The 12,574-nt window shown below is 73.4% G+C and carries 14 protein-coding genes; 9 read left to right on the forward strand and 5 right to left on the reverse strand.

Features of this window, described 5'->3' with window-relative positions; translation table 11 throughout:
• Nucleotides 1-110 precede the first annotated feature (110 nt).
• The 3 genes from OOK31_RS32385 to OOK31_RS32395 all read left to right on the forward strand — a co-directional run bounded on the left by OOK31_RS32385 (nt 111) and on the right by OOK31_RS32395 (nt 2,606).
• A complete protein-coding gene (locus tag OOK31_RS32385) occupies nt 111-782 on the forward strand; it encodes a DUF4097 family beta strand repeat-containing protein (RefSeq protein WP_267090964.1) in 672 nt (223 codons plus the stop codon).
• Nucleotides 783-809: 27 nt separating this feature from the next.
• Nucleotides 810-1,916, forward strand: coding sequence for a serine hydrolase (locus tag OOK31_RS32390; RefSeq protein ID WP_267090965.1), 1,107 nt, complete (start codon nt 810-812; stop codon nt 1,914-1,916).
• A gap of 66 nt (nt 1,917-1,982) precedes the next feature.
• Nucleotides 1,983-2,606: a hypothetical protein gene (locus tag OOK31_RS32395; RefSeq protein ID WP_267091226.1), complete on the forward strand. Its 624-nt coding sequence runs from the start codon at nt 1,983-1,985 to the stop codon at nt 2,604-2,606.
• Here the strand turns inward: OOK31_RS32395 and OOK31_RS32400 are convergent.
• The 3 genes from OOK31_RS32400 to OOK31_RS32410 form a co-directional block, all read right to left on the reverse strand.
• Complete coding sequence (locus tag OOK31_RS32400) at nt 2,578-3,459, reverse strand: L,D-transpeptidase family protein (protein WP_267090966.1); 882 nt, start codon at nt 3,457-3,459, stop codon at nt 2,578-2,580. The two genes, OOK31_RS32395 and OOK31_RS32400, sit on opposite strands and share 29 nt — an antisense overlap.
• Nucleotides 3,460-3,599: 140 nt before the next feature.
• Nucleotides 3,600-4,856 carry a cell wall metabolism sensor histidine kinase WalK gene (locus tag OOK31_RS32405; protein ID WP_267090967.1) on the reverse strand — a complete coding sequence of 419 codons (1,257 nt, stop codon included), beginning with the start codon at nt 4,854-4,856 and terminating at the stop codon, nt 3,600-3,602.
• The gene (locus OOK31_RS32410; RefSeq protein WP_267090968.1) at nt 4,853-5,584 is read right to left on the reverse strand and encodes a response regulator transcription factor; all 732 of its coding nucleotides are present in this window, start codon (nt 5,582-5,584) and stop codon (nt 4,853-4,855) included. Before OOK31_RS32410 ends, OOK31_RS32405 begins: the two co-directional genes overlap by 4 nt.
• Before the next feature lie 90 nt (nt 5,585-5,674).
• Here OOK31_RS32410 and OOK31_RS32415 point away from each other — a divergent pair, with 90 nt between their 5' ends.
• The 6 genes from OOK31_RS32415 to OOK31_RS32440 all read left to right on the forward strand — a co-directional run bounded on the left by OOK31_RS32415 (nt 5,675) and on the right by OOK31_RS32440 (nt 10,309).
• Nucleotides 5,675-6,169 carry a hypothetical protein gene (locus OOK31_RS32415; protein WP_267090969.1) on the forward strand — a complete coding sequence of 165 codons (495 nt, stop codon included), beginning with the start codon at nt 5,675-5,677 and terminating at the stop codon, nt 6,167-6,169.
• On the forward strand, nt 6,154-7,419 hold the full coding sequence (locus OOK31_RS32420) for a peptidoglycan-binding protein (RefSeq protein ID WP_267090970.1): 1,266 nt from the start codon (nt 6,154-6,156) through the stop codon (nt 7,417-7,419). The genes OOK31_RS32415 and OOK31_RS32420 overlap by 16 nt, the downstream gene beginning before the upstream one ends.
• Nucleotides 7,416-8,126: an ABC transporter ATP-binding protein gene (locus OOK31_RS32425; RefSeq protein WP_267090971.1), complete on the forward strand. Its 711-nt coding sequence runs from the start codon at nt 7,416-7,418 to the stop codon at nt 8,124-8,126. Before OOK31_RS32420 ends, OOK31_RS32425 begins: the two co-directional genes overlap by 4 nt.
• On the forward strand, nt 8,123-9,349 hold the full coding sequence (locus tag OOK31_RS32430) for an ABC transporter permease (RefSeq protein ID WP_267090972.1): 1,227 nt from the start codon (nt 8,123-8,125) through the stop codon (nt 9,347-9,349). Before OOK31_RS32425 ends, OOK31_RS32430 begins: the two co-directional genes overlap by 4 nt.
• Before the next feature lie 72 nt (nt 9,350-9,421).
• On the forward strand, nt 9,422-9,862 hold the full coding sequence (locus OOK31_RS32435) for an NUDIX hydrolase (RefSeq protein ID WP_267090973.1): 441 nt from the start codon (nt 9,422-9,424) through the stop codon (nt 9,860-9,862).
• Nucleotides 9,863-9,910: 48 nt separating this feature from the next.
• Entirely contained in the window at nt 9,911-10,309 is a 399-nt protein-coding gene (locus tag OOK31_RS32440) for a DUF4440 domain-containing protein (RefSeq protein ID WP_267090974.1), read from the forward strand.
• A 15-nt stretch (nt 10,310-10,324) separates the two neighbouring features.
• Here OOK31_RS32440 and OOK31_RS32445 read toward each other — a convergent pair whose 3' ends face one another.
• Together OOK31_RS32445 and OOK31_RS32450 are read right to left on the reverse strand one after the other, a co-directional pair.
• On the reverse strand, nt 10,325-11,158 hold the full coding sequence (locus OOK31_RS32445) for a serine protease (protein WP_267090975.1): 834 nt from the start codon (nt 11,156-11,158) through the stop codon (nt 10,325-10,327).
• A gap of 146 nt (nt 11,159-11,304) precedes the next feature.
• A complete protein-coding gene (locus tag OOK31_RS32450; protein WP_267090976.1) occupies nt 11,305-12,525 on the reverse strand; it encodes an amidohydrolase family protein in 1,221 nt (406 codons plus the stop codon).
• Nucleotides 12,526-12,574 lie beyond the last annotated feature (49 nt).

The raw sequence follows: 12,574 nt of genomic DNA on the forward strand, positions 1-12,574 counted from the left end.
GCAATAACAACGATCCAGCGCAACACAGGTGTTGGCGCTTCTTCGAACGCAACGTAGCTTTTCCATCGTCAGAAACGAACGCAGCGAAGCGATACGAAGGAAGAGCCACCATGCAGAAGTTCGCCACCACCACCGCCGTCTCCGCCGTCCTGGACATCCCCGCGGGCCGGATCCAGTTCATCGCCGCCGACCGCTCCGACGCCACGGTCGAGGTCCGTCCCGCGGACGCCTCGAAGAGCCGTGACGTGAAGGCCGCCGAGCAGGTCCTCGTCTCCTACACCGACGGTGTGCTGCGGATCGCCGCCCCCGAGGCGAAGAGCAAGGTGTTCGGCAACTCCGGCGCCGTCGAGATCACCGTCCAGCTCCCCGCCGGCTCCCGTGTCGAGGCGAAGACCGCGACCGCGGAGGTCCGTGGTGTCGGCCGCCTGGGCGAGGTCGTCCTCGACAGCGCCCACGGCACCGTCAAGCTCGACGAGACCTCGGGTGCCCGCCTCACCCTCCAGGCCGGCGACCTCACCATCGGCCGCCTCACCGGCCCCGCCCACCTCACCACGCAGAAGGGCGACATCACCATCACCGAAGCCACCCAGGGCACCGTCGAACTCCGCACCGAACACGGCAACATCACCATCGGCGCCGCCCGCGGAACCTCCGCCACCCTCGACGCCGGCACCGGCTACGGCCGCATCCACAACACCCTCAGCAACACCGACGGCCCCACCCCCGCCCTCACCGTCACCGCCACCACCACCTACGGCGACATCACCGCCCGCAGCCACTGACCCTCGACTTCTGAAGGAGCACCCGTCATGACCGACCAGACCATCGCCGCGCAGGACCGCCCCGAACTGCAGCAGACGCTCCAGGAGATCGTCGGGCTCGGTTTCACCGGCATACAGATGCGCGTGCACGACCAGCGGGGCGAGTGGGCCGGCAGCGCCGGGGTGCGCGAGCTGGGCGAGACCGCCGCGCCGCCGACGGACGGACACACCCGGATCGGCAGCACCACCAAGACCTTCACCGCCGTCCTGATGCTGCAACTGGTGGGCGAGGGCGCGATCGGGCTCGACGACCCCGTGGCCGACCACCTCCCCAACCTCGGGCTGGACCCGCGGATCACGGTGCGGATGCTGCTCCAGCACACCAGCGGGGTGTTCAACTTCACCGGCGAGTACTACGAGGACGGGACGGTCGTCCCGGGGATCCCGTGGTCGGGCCGGGAATGGGTGGAGGACCGGTTCAGGACCTACCGGCCGGAGGAACTGGTGCGGCTGGCGCTGTCCAAGCCGGTGCGCTTCGCGCCGGGAACGGACTGGAGCTACTCCAACACCAACTACGTCGTCGTCAGGCTGCTCATCGAGAAGCTCACCGGCCGCCCCGCCACCGAGGAGATGCGGCGGCGGATCCTGGAGCCCCTCGGGCTGTCGGGCACCGTGGCGCCGACCACGCAGACGGAGCTCCCCGAACCGCACGCCCACGCCTACTACCGGTACCAGGTCGACGGCCGGGAAGAGACCGCCGACGTCACCCGCCAGAACCCCTCCTGGATCTCCAGCGGCGGCGACATGATCTCCACCACCCGGGACCTCCACACCTTCATCACCGCCCTGCTGGGCGGCAAGCTCCTGCCGGCCCCGCTGCTGGCCGAGATGTTGTCGCCGCACCCCAAGGCGGGCTACGGCCTGGGGCTGATGGTGCAGGACGCCGGGCCGGACGGCGGCAAGGTCGTCACGCACAACGGCGGCATCGCCGGCCACGCGGCGCTGATGTACAGCACGCCCGACGGCAGCACGACCCTCACCGCCGCGCTGAACTACGTCGACGACGCCGCGATGTCCCTGGCGGAGGCGTTCCAGACGGTGGTGCAGCGGCTCGTCGAGGAAGTGTTCGGCGGCGGCGGTTCGGCTGCGGCCTGACGGAACCCCTCGACGCGGGCCTGGCGGGACGGGCAGGCCGGGCCTAGGGTGCGGCGCGTGGATCTGATGCTCACGCTCGTCAGCGGGATCGCGTGGACCGTCGTGTACGTCGAGGCCGTCCGGGTCGGGCTGCGGGACCGGACGTACGCCATGCCCGTCGCGGCGCTCGCCCTCAACTTCGCCTGGGAGGCCACGTACGCGGTGTACGAGCTGCGCTCCGGGCTGTCGCCGCAGGGCGTGGTGAACGTGGTGTGGGCCGGCGCCGACGTCCTGATCATCTGGACGTACCTGCGGTTCGGGCGGGCGGAACTGCCGGAGTTCGTGACCCGGCCGCTGTTCGCGGGGTGGAGCGTGCTGCTGCTGGTCACCGGATTCGCCGTGCAGTGGCTGTTCCTCGCGCACTTCGGGGTGCACGACGCGACGCGCTACTCGGCGTTCCTGCAGAACCTGCTGATGTCCGGGCTGTTCGTCGGCCTCTACGCCGCCCGGCGCGGGCCGCGCGGGCAGTCCCTGGTCATCGCCGTCGCGAAATGGCTCGGCACGCTCGCGCCGACCCTGCTGTTCGGGGTGCTGGAGGGCTCCGGGTTCGTCCTCGGGCTGGGCGTGCTGTGCTCGGTGTTCGACCTCGTGTACATCGGGCTGCTGGTGCGGGGGCGTGCGGTCAGAAGCCCGGCGGGCCCATCACGATGACCGGCTTCGCCGCCGGGTCCAGGGTCTTCAGGAGCTGCTCCATGGCCTGCTTCGGGATGCCGACGCAGCCCTGCGAGGGGCCGTCGTGGTCCACGTGGAGCCAGATGTTGCCGCCCCTGCCCTCGCCGTCCGGTTTGGCCGGGTCGAGCGGGGACACGCCCTGCCTGCGGTTGTAGTCGATCGCCACGACGTAGTCGAAGGAACCCGCCAGGGACTCCCCGTTCACCCCGCGGCCCGAGGGCACGAAGGCGGCGTCCTTGTCGTACGGGAGCCGGGTGCCGGGCGGGGCGGGCAGCAGGCCGCCCGCGTCGGTGAGGGAGAAGACGCCCTGCGGGGAGGTCAGGTCCCCGTACTCGCGCTCGCTGGACCAGCCCTTGGCGCCGTTGCGGGCCGGCCACCGCGCGGTACGGGTCCAGTCAGCGGCGGGCGTGGTTCGCGTGTACAGGGCGGCCTCCGACTCCGAGGAGTCCTTCGCCCGGCCCGTGACCAGCACCAGCTGGCGGGAGTCCGCGGGGATCCTGGCGCGGGTGTCCTCGCTGAGTCCGGCCGGGAGGCCGTGGAGCGGGTCCGGGCGGGCGGTGCCGCGCGCGGCCCGGTCCTCGGTCTGCGGGCGGGAGTCCGAGCGGGGCGCGGGAACGGGTGCGCCCGGCTGCTCGTGCAGGGCGTGCACCCAGCCGACGCCGAAGGTCAGCAGGCCCAGGGCGGCGGCGAGCGCGAGGGCCCGCGGCGGCCGGGCGGCGGCCGGGCGGGAGCCCGTACGGGAAGGGCCGGGGGCGCCGGATCCGGAACCGGAACCGGATCGGCGGCCGAAAGCGGAACGGGGACGGGAGCGGGCCCGGGCGTGCTTGCTCATTGTTCCGACCGTACATCAGGTGATCTTCGTTCCCGCCGAACGGAGGGGCAGGTCGGCTCTTTCGGAGGCCGGTGGTGAGGTCCGGTGGTCGGGTCCCGCGGTCAGGTCCCGCGGTCAGGTCCCGCGGTCAGGTCCCGCGGTCAGGTCCGGTGCGGGCGGAGGGCCGGGGCGGACGGCTTGCTGGGCGGGAAGCGGAGGGTGAGGGTGAGGCCGCCGTCCGGGGGAGGGTTGGCCTCGGCGCGCAGCCGGGCGCCGTGGGCCCGCGCGATCGAGGCGACGATCGAGAGCCCGAGTCCGGCGCCCTCGCCCGCCGTGTGGCGGCGTTCCGCGCGGCGGCGGAAGGGCTCCAGGAGGCGGGGGACGTCCCCGGGCTCGATGACGGGGCCGGTGTTGGACACCGTCAGCCGCCCGTCGGGTGAGGTGCTCACGCGCAGCCGGCCGCCCGCGTGGTTGTGGCGTACGGCGTTGACCAGCAGGTTCCTGACGAGGTGTCCGAGCAGTGCCGCGTCGCCGCGCACCGTCAGCGGGGCGAGGTCTGCCGTCGCGGTGATGTCGGGGAGGGGGTGGGCGGACTGCCCGTCGGCGGTCACCTCCCGCAGTTCCGCGGCCACCAGGGCCGCCAGGTCCACCGGGCGCGGGGATTCCAGGCCCTCTTCGGAGACCGCGAGCAGCAGCAGGGACTCCACCAGGTGCTCGCTGGAGTCGGCCACCGCGATGAGGCGCTCCCGGATGCGGGCCACCTTGGCGGGGTCCGGGTCGCCGGAGAGGCCGATCTCGGCGGCGGCCCGCTGGACGGCGAGCGGGGTGCGCAGCTCGTGGGCGGCGTTGGCGGCGAACCGGCGCTGGGCGCCGAGCAGGTCCTCCATCCGGTCGAGCATGCCGTCGAAGGTGTCGGCCAGCCGCTTGAGCTCGCCGGGCGGGGCCTGGAGCCCGATGCGTTCGTGGAGGTTGGCCGCCGACAGCCGGCGGGCCGTCTCGGTGATCACCCCGACGGGGCGCAGGACGCGGCCCGCCATCCACCAGGCCAGCCAGGCCGAGAGGACGGCGAAGAGGGCGAGGGCGATGAGGGAGACCAGGGTCAGTTCGTGCAGGGCGGCCTGCTCGACGGCGTTGGAGATGTTCTGGGTGGCGCTCCACTGCGCCAGCTGCTCGGGGGTGGGGGCGGTGCCGGGCGGCAGTGTCTGCGCGGGGACGGAGGCGGCCGGGTCGTGGGGGAGCTCGCCGAGGTCGACGCGGGCTCCGGGCATGACGGTGGTGACGGCTCCGCTGATGCGGGAGTAGAGGCCCTTGCGGAGCAGGACGTTGACCAGGGCGACGAGGCCGCCGCCCGCGAGGAGCAGCAGGGTGCCGTAGAGGGCGGTGAGCCGGGCGCGCTCGGAGTGGAGCACCGCTCTCATCGCGGGCCGGTGCTCTCGGCGGGGCCGGTGGGGCTGGTGGGGTCCGTGTTCCCGTCGGGGCCGTCGGGGCCGTCGGTGATGCGGTAGCCGGCGCCGGGGACGGTCTCGATCAGCGGGGGCTCGCCCAGCTTGGCGCGGAGCTTGCTGAGGGTGACCCGGACGGCGTTGGTGCTGTAGGCGGTGCCGTCCTCCCACACCTGCTCGATCAGGTCGTCGCTGCTCAGCACCGCCCCCTCGGCCCGTAGCAGGGCTTCCAGGACCGCGAACTCCTTGCGCGAGAGGGCGAGCCGGCGCCCGTCGCGGGTGGCGGAGCGGCGCGCGGTGTCGAGTGCGGTCCCGCGGCGCTCCAGTACGGGCGGCAGCGCGGGGTGCGCGCGGCGGCCGAGGGCGAGGACGCGGGCGAGGAGCTCGTCGTAGGCGAAGGGCTTCGTCAGGTAGTCGTCGGCGCCGAGGCCGAGGCCCTCCACCCGGTCCCGTACGGTCCCGGACGCGGTCAGCATCAGCACGCGCGTGAGCAGCCGTTCGCGCACCACCTGCCGGCAGACCTCGTCGCCGTGCAGGCCGGGGAGGTCGCGGTCGAGGACGAGGACGTCGTACTCGCCGAGCCGCAGGCGCCGCAGCGCCTCGAGGCCGTCGCCCGCCTCGTCGACGGCCAGCGCGTCGCGGCGCAGCCCCTCGGCGATCATCTCCCGGAGGAACTCCTCGTCCTCCACCACCAGAACTCGCATGCCGCCCTCTCTACAGGAGAGCGGCATTTCGTCGTTGTAAGCGGACTGCGAGAGGGAAGCGAAACCCCCCTTTCCCGCACGCTCGGGCCCATGAAGCGATCCCTGACCATGACCACGGCCGCGGCCCTCACCGGCCTGACCCTCTTCGTCACCGCCTGCACGAACGGCAGCGGCGGCGGCAGCGGCGGCGGCTCGGGCGGCAGCGGCGCGAGCGCGGGGGCGGGCGGCGGCGGGACCGACGCCGACAACGCGCTGAAGACGCGCAAGTGCCTGCGCGACCACGGCATAGACGCCCCCGACCCGGAGCCCGGCCAGGACCCGCGCGGGATGACGGTCGGCGCCGGGGCGGACGCGCAGAAGATGGAGGAGGCCATGAAGGCGTGCGGGATGCAGGTCCCGGGCGCCGGGGAGGGGCCCACGCAGGAGCAGAAGGACAAGGAGCTCCGCTGGGTGCAGTGCATCCGCAAGAACGGCGTGGACGTGAAGGATCCCGAGTACAGCGGCGGCATGAAGAGCGGCCTGGAGATCCCCAAGGGGCAGGAGAAGGCCTTCGAGGAGGCCCAGAAGAAGTGCGAAGCGGCCTGATGGGCGCCGAAGCCGAAGCCGGTGCGGGCGCAGCCGATGCGGGCGCAGCCGATGCGGGCGCAGCCGATGCGGGCGCAGCCGATGCGGGCGCAGCCGGCACGGACGCCGCGGACGGGGCCGCTACGGGCGGCCCGCGCGGCCGCCGCCGGCGGCGCGGGGGGTGGCTGCTGGGCACGCTGGCCGCCGTACTGGCCGTCTCGGGCGCGGGCTACGCCGTCCTCGCCCCGCCCGCGCGCGACGGCGGGGTGCAGCGGCGCTCCGACGCCCTGCCGCCACAGACGGCCCCGGTGCAGCGGGGCGACCTCAGCGCCGGGATCCAGGTCGACGGCACCCTCGGCTACGCGCGGGAGCACAGGCTGAGCGCGTCCAGGCCGGGCGTCCTCACCTGGGTCGCGGCGGAGGGCTCTGCGGTGGAACGCGACGGGAAGCTGTACGAGCTCGACGGGAAGCCGGTCCGGCTGATGTACGGGAGCGTCCCCTCGTACCGGCCGATGAAGGCCGGGGACAAGGGCGAGGACGTCAAGCAGCTGAAGCGGAACCTGGTCGCCCTCGGGTACGGGACCGGTCTCGACGCGCAGGACGGCACCTTCACCGCCGGTACCGCGACGGCGGTCAAGCGCTGGCAGAAGACGCACAAGGCGCCGGAGACGGGTGAGGTCGCCCGCGAGGACATCGCCTTCGCCTCGGGCCCGCAGCGGGTCAAGCGCACCGACGCGGCGGTCGGCGACGAGCCGGGGCCGGGCAAGCCGGTGCTGACGGTGACCGGTACCGAGCGGGTCGTCCGGGTCCAGCTGGACGCGGCGAAGGCGGGCGCGGCCCGGACCGGGGACAAGGTGTCCGTACGGCTGCCGGACGGGAGCACGGCGAGCGGGAAGGTCGACGCGGTGGGCGGTACGGCGGGCCCCGAGGGCGGCGGCCAGGACGGCGGCTCCGGCTCCGGCGGGGGCGGCTCCGGTGACAGGAAGGCCAAGGTGGAGGTCGGGGTGGTCTTCGACGACCCGGCCGCCGTCAAGGGCGCCGACCAGTCCCCGGTGTCGGTGAGCCTGACCGGGGAGACCCGTACCGGGGTGCTGTCGGTACCGGTCAACGCGCTGCTCGCGCTGGCCGGCGGCGGCTTCGGGGTCCAGGTCGTCGAGGACGGCCGGGTCCGTGAGGTCCGGGTCGGGCTCGGCATGTTCGGCAACGGCCGGGTCGAGGTGACCGGCGGCGCCCTGAAGGAGGGCATGCGGGTGGGGGTGCCGACGCTGTGAACCGGCACGCGCTCCCCGTCGTCGAACTGTCCGGGGTCTCCAAGGAGTACCCGGGCGGGGTCTCGGCCCTGCGCGGGGTCGACCTGACCGTCCTGAGCGGCGAACTCCTGGCCATCGTCGGCCCGTCGGGCTCCGGGAAGTCCACCCTGCTGCACATCGTCGGCACCCTGGACCGGCCGAGCGCGGGCGGCGTCCGCATCGCCGGCCACGACGTCGCCGCCCTCTCCGACCGGGCGCTGTCGGCGCTGCGCTCGCGGCACGTCGGCTTCGTCTTCCAGTCCTTCCACCTGGTGCCGGGGCTCAGCGCCCGGGCGAACGTCGCGGAGGGGCTGCTGTACTCCGGGCTCTCCCGCAACGAACGCGGGCGCCGCGCCGTACGGGCCTTGGAGCGGGTCGGTCTCGGCGACCGGCTCGAGCACCGGCCGTACGAGCTGTCGGGCGGGCAGAAGCAGCGGGTGGCCATCGCCCGGGCGGTGGCCGGGGAACCGGACCTGCTGCTGGCCGACGAGCCGACCGGGGCCCTGGACTCGGCGTCCGGGCGGTCGGTGATGGAGCTGCTGCGCGAGCTGAACGAGGACGGGGCCACCATCGCCGTGATCACCCACGACCACGAGATCGCCGCGAGCCTGCCCCGGCAGGTCCGCATCCGGGACGGGGAGGTCGTCGCGGACGTCCGGAACCCGCCGGGGCCGGAGGCCACACCATGACCCGTACCCGTACCCGTACGCGTACGCGCGCCGCGAAGCTCCGGCCGCCCCGGCTGTCCCCGCGCGACGTCCTGCACGCCGGGTCGGCGGGCCTGCGCTCGCGCCCCCTGCGGGTGTTCCTGTCGGCGCTGGGCATCGCCATCGGCATCGCGACGATGATCGCGGTGGTCGGGATCTCCTCGTCCAGCCAGGCCAAGCTGCTGCGCGAACTCGACGCGCTGGGCACGAACATGCTGGTGGCCACCCCCGGCCCGGCCGTGTTCTCCGGGCAGGACACCCGGCTGCCCGTCGACGCCCCCGGCATGATCGCCCGCATCGACGGGGTCCGGTCGGTCGGGACGACGGGCGACGTGCCGGTGTCGGTCCGCCGCTCGGAGAACATCCCGAAGGCGGAGACGGGCGGCATCACCGTCAAGGCCGCCAAGGACGACCTGCTGGGCACCCTGCGGGCCCGGCCGCGCAGCGGCGCCTGGCTGAACGGAGCCACCGCCCGCTACCCGTCCGTGGTCCTCGGGCACGTCGCCGCGCAGCGCCTGGGCATCACCGGGCCGGGGCAGCAAGTACTGATCGGGGGACGCTACTTCACGGTGACCGGCGTCCTGGAGCCCGTACCGCTGGCCCCGGAGATCGAGCGTGCGGCGCTGGTCGGCTGGGAGGCGGCCCGGCAGCTGCTGGACTTCGACGGCCACCCGACCGCCGTCTACGAACGCTCGGCGGACGACCGGGTGGCGGCCGTGCGCGCGCTCATGGCGCGGACGGCGAACCCGCAGACCCCGAGCGCGGTGTCGGTGACCGACCCGTCGGCCGCGCTCCAGGCGAAGGCGGCCACGGAGGGCGCGTTCAGCACGCTGCTGCTCGGGCTGGGCGGGATCGCCCTCCTGGTGGGCGGGGTCGGCGTCGCCAACACCATGATCATCTCGGTGCTGGAACGCCGCCACGAGATCGGCCTGCGCCGCTCGCTGGGCGCCACGAAGGGGCAGATCCGGATCCAGTTCGTCACCGAGTCGCTGCTCCTGTCCGGGCTGGGCGGGCTCGCGGGCATCGCCCTGGGCGGGGCCGCGACGGGGGTGTACGCGCGGGTCGGCGGCCTGCCGTGGGTGGTACCGCCGTGGGCGGTGACGGGCGGCTTCGCGGCCACCCTGGCCATCGGCACCCTGGCCGGCCTCTACCCGGCGGCCCGCGCGGCCCGCCTCTCCCCGACCCTGGCGCTCCAGGCGGCGTAGGGCGCCCGCGGGGGTCGGCGCCACGGCGCCGACCCCTCCCCCCGCGGCACCCCCGCGACTTACCCTGAGCCGATGAGAACTCCACGTCAGGCAGCGCGGATCGTGATCGTCTCCCCCAGCGGATCGGTCTTCCTCTTCCGGGAGAACAACATCGAGGTGGGCATCCACTGGCTGCCCCCGGGCGGCGGGATCGATCCCGGGGAGAGCCCCGAGGAGTGCGTGCGGCGCGAGCTGCGCGAGGAGACCGGGTGGACCGACCTGGAGCCGCAGCGGCTGCTGTGCACCTGGGAGCACGACTTCACCCACCAGGGCGTCCCGGTCCGCCAGCACGAGCACATCTACGTCACCACGGGCCCGGACCGCGAACCGGCCCTCGAAGCCCCCGGCATCCACTGGCAGTGGCTCCCGCAGCAGCGCCTGGCCACCCTCGGCGAACCCCTGTGGCCGCCGCGCCTGCCGGACCTCCTCGCGCAACTCCCGGCGGAACCGGTCCACCTGGGGCTGGTGACGTAGCCCCGGACCCTCAACCCCCGTACCCGCTCCGGGTGTTACGGTCACGCCATGTCCAAGTCCGAGATAGACGCGCTGACCGCCGAGTTCTTCGGCGCCTTCGACAACCGGGGCGGCAAGCCCGCCGACGTGGCCCGGATCCGTCGGCTGATGATCCCGGGCGGGGTGATCGTGGCGACCGGCCCGAAGTTCACGGCCTACACCGTGGACGAGTTCGTCGAGCCCCGCGTGGAACTGCTCGGCGGCGGGCGGCTGGTGGAGTTCGCCGAGTGGGAGACCTCCGAACGCACGGACATCGAGGGGGACATCGCGTCCCGGTTCGGCGAGTACCGCAAGTCCGGCGTCCTGGACGGGGAGCCCTACGAGGGCGGCGGGACGAAGACCATCCAGTTCGTCCGCACCCCCGAGGGCTGGCGGATCACCGCCTTCTCCTGGTACGACCGCCCCTGAGCCGGGACGCCCGGGTCAGCGGCCCGCGGCGGCCTTCGCGTAGAGCTGGGCTGCGTAGTCGCCGAGGACCGTGCTCGTGGAGACGTCGTCGGTGTCGCCGCCGGTCAGGATGCCGATGATCTTTCCGTCGCGGCCGATCCAGGCGCTGCCGCTGGTGCCGCCCGGGAAGTCGTCGCAGTCGAAGCGCTGCTCGGTCGGGCTCAGCCGGACCGTGACGGACGTGCAGGTGCGGGGGACCTTGCGGTCGGCGGGGTAGCCCGTCACCGTGACCTCCTCGCCCGCACGGCCGGAGGTGTCCAGGGCGGCCGCCCCGGTGACGTCCTCTATGTTGCGGCCCTTGTCGTCGGGGGCGAGGCGGGCGAAGGCGAGGTCGTAGTCGTCGTCGGTGCCCTCGGCCCAGCGCTCGTCCTCGTAGACCTGCTCGATCTTCCACGTGCCGTACGGGGCGAAGCCGTTGGCGTACGCGGGTGCGAAGACGGCGCCGCCGTCACGTGACTGCTTGCCCTCCAGCAGGCAGTGCCCGGCGGTGACGATCAGGTTCTTGCCGGGGCTGCGCACGACCGTCGCGGTGCAGAAGTGGTCGCCGTCCAGGCCGCCCGTGAACAGGGCCCCGGTGAAGGCGGCGGGGCCGCCGGGCTTGGGGGTCGCGGGGGCGGGCTGGGGGGTCGAGAGCTGAGCCTTGGGTGCTTGCGATCGCGACGGGGTGCCCTGCTTGCCCGCCGACGGAGCCGCCTTGGCCTGCGCGGGGGCAGCCCCTTCGGGCGGCGGGGCCAGCTCGGCCACCACCGCGGACGCACCCAACGCCGCCGCCGCACACAGCACCGCCGTCACCACGGTCCGCTTGTCCACCGCCACGATCCCTCCCCGCTTTGCCCTGGCGAAGCATGCCCCGACGGCCGCCCGGGGTGCAAGGGGAGACGCCGCCTGGCCGGTTCCCAGGGCCCGGGCGTGGCGCAATCGGCACCGGTGCGCCCGCCCGCGCCCCGCCTTCCCCCCTACGCCCCCGGCCAGAGCCCCTCCGGTGTCAGTCCCAGCAGGTCTATCGCGTTGCCGCGGACGATGCGGTCCACCACGTCCGGGGCCAGGTGGCCCATCTGGGCCTCGCCGACCTCGCGGGACTTCGGCCAGGTGGAGTCGGAGTGCGGGTAGTCCGTCTCGTAGAGGACGTTGCCCACGCCGATCGAGTCCAGGTTCTTCAGGCCGAAGGCGTCGTCGAAGAAGCAGCCGAAGACGTGTTCCGCGAAGAGCTCGGACGGCGGGCGCAGCACCTTGTCGGCGACGCCGCCCCAGCCGCGGTTCTCCTCCCAGACGACGTTCGCACGCTCCAGGATGTAGGGGATCCAGCCGATCTGGCCCTCGGCGTACATGATCTTCAGGTTGGGGAAGCGCTCGAACTTGCCGCTCATCAGCCAGTCCACCATCGAGAAGCAGCAGTTGGCGAAGGTGATGGTGGAGCCGACGGCCGGCGGGGCGTCCGCCGAGGTGGACGGCATGCGCGAGGAGGAGCCGATGTGCATGGCGATGACCGTGCCGGTCTCGTCGCACGCCTGGAGGAAGGGGTCCCAGTCGTCCGTGTGGATGGACGGGAGCCCCAGGTGCGGGGGTATCTCGGAGAACGCGACGGCGCGGACCCCGCGCGCGGCGTTGCGGCGGACCTCGGCGGCGGCCAGGCGGGCGTCCCAGAGCGGGACGAGGGTGAGGGGGATGAGGCGGCCGCGGGCGTCGGGGCCGCACCACTCCTCCACCATCCAGTCGTTGTAGGCCCGTACGCCCAGCAGCCCCAGCTCGCGGTCCTTGGCCTCGGTGAAGGTCTGGCCGCAGAAGCGGGGGAAGGTCGGGAAGCAGAGCGCCGACTGGACGTGGTTGACGTCCATGTCCGCGAGGCGCTCGGGAACCGAGAAGGACCCCGGGCGCATCTGCTCGTAGGTGATGACTTCCAGTTTGATCTCGTCGCGGTCGTACCCCACCGCGGTGTCGAGGCGGGTGAGCGGCCGGTGCAGGTCCTCGTACACCCACCAGTCGCCGATCGGTCCGTCGTCGCCCTTGGCCCCCATGACGGGGGCGAACTTCCCGCCGAGGAAGGTCATTTCCTTCAGGGGGGCGCGGACGATCCGGGGGCCGGTGTCGCGGTACCTGGACGGGAGCCGGTCCCGCCAGACGTGGGGGGGCTCAACCGTGTGGTCGTCCACCGAGATGATCTTCGGGAAGGTCTCCATGTTCTCCACCGTAGCGCTGATCTGACGAACCGTCAGCTACTTGGACAGC

The organism is Streptomyces sp. NBC_00249 (genome assembly GCF_026342355.1).
In the GTDB taxonomy this organism is placed as follows: domain Bacteria; phylum Actinomycetota; class Actinomycetes; order Streptomycetales; family Streptomycetaceae; genus Streptomyces.

Excerpts from the sequence above, each read along its gene's own strand:
- OOK31_RS32385 (WP_267090964.1), top strand. The coding sequence starts at position 111 with ATGCAGAAGTTCGCCACCACCACCGCCGTCTCCGCCGTCCTGGACATC.
- OOK31_RS32390 (WP_267090965.1), top strand. The coding sequence starts at position 810 with ATGACCGACCAGACCATCGCCGCGCAGGACCGCCCCGAACTGCAGCAG.
- OOK31_RS32395 (WP_267091226.1), top strand. The coding sequence starts at position 1,983 with ATGCTCACGCTCGTCAGCGGGATCGCGTGGACCGTCGTGTACGTCGAG.
- OOK31_RS32400 (WP_267090966.1), bottom strand. The coding sequence starts at position 3,459 with ATGAGCAAGCACGCCCGGGCCCGCTCCCGTCCCCGTTCCGCTTTCGGC.
- OOK31_RS32405 (WP_267090967.1), bottom strand. The coding sequence starts at position 4,856 with ATGAGAGCGGTGCTCCACTCCGAGCGCGCCCGGCTCACCGCCCTCTAC.
- OOK31_RS32410 (WP_267090968.1), bottom strand. The coding sequence starts at position 5,584 with ATGCGAGTTCTGGTGGTGGAGGACGAGGAGTTCCTCCGGGAGATGATC.
- OOK31_RS32415 (WP_267090969.1), top strand. The coding sequence starts at position 5,675 with ATGAAGCGATCCCTGACCATGACCACGGCCGCGGCCCTCACCGGCCTG.
- OOK31_RS32430 (WP_267090972.1), top strand. The coding sequence starts at position 8,123 with ATGACCCGTACCCGTACCCGTACGCGTACGCGCGCCGCGAAGCTCCGG.
- OOK31_RS32435 (WP_267090973.1), top strand. The coding sequence starts at position 9,422 with ATGAGAACTCCACGTCAGGCAGCGCGGATCGTGATCGTCTCCCCCAGC.
- OOK31_RS32440 (WP_267090974.1), top strand. The coding sequence starts at position 9,911 with ATGTCCAAGTCCGAGATAGACGCGCTGACCGCCGAGTTCTTCGGCGCC.
- OOK31_RS32450 (WP_267090976.1), bottom strand. The coding sequence starts at position 12,525 with ATGGAGACCTTCCCGAAGATCATCTCGGTGGACGACCACACGGTTGAG.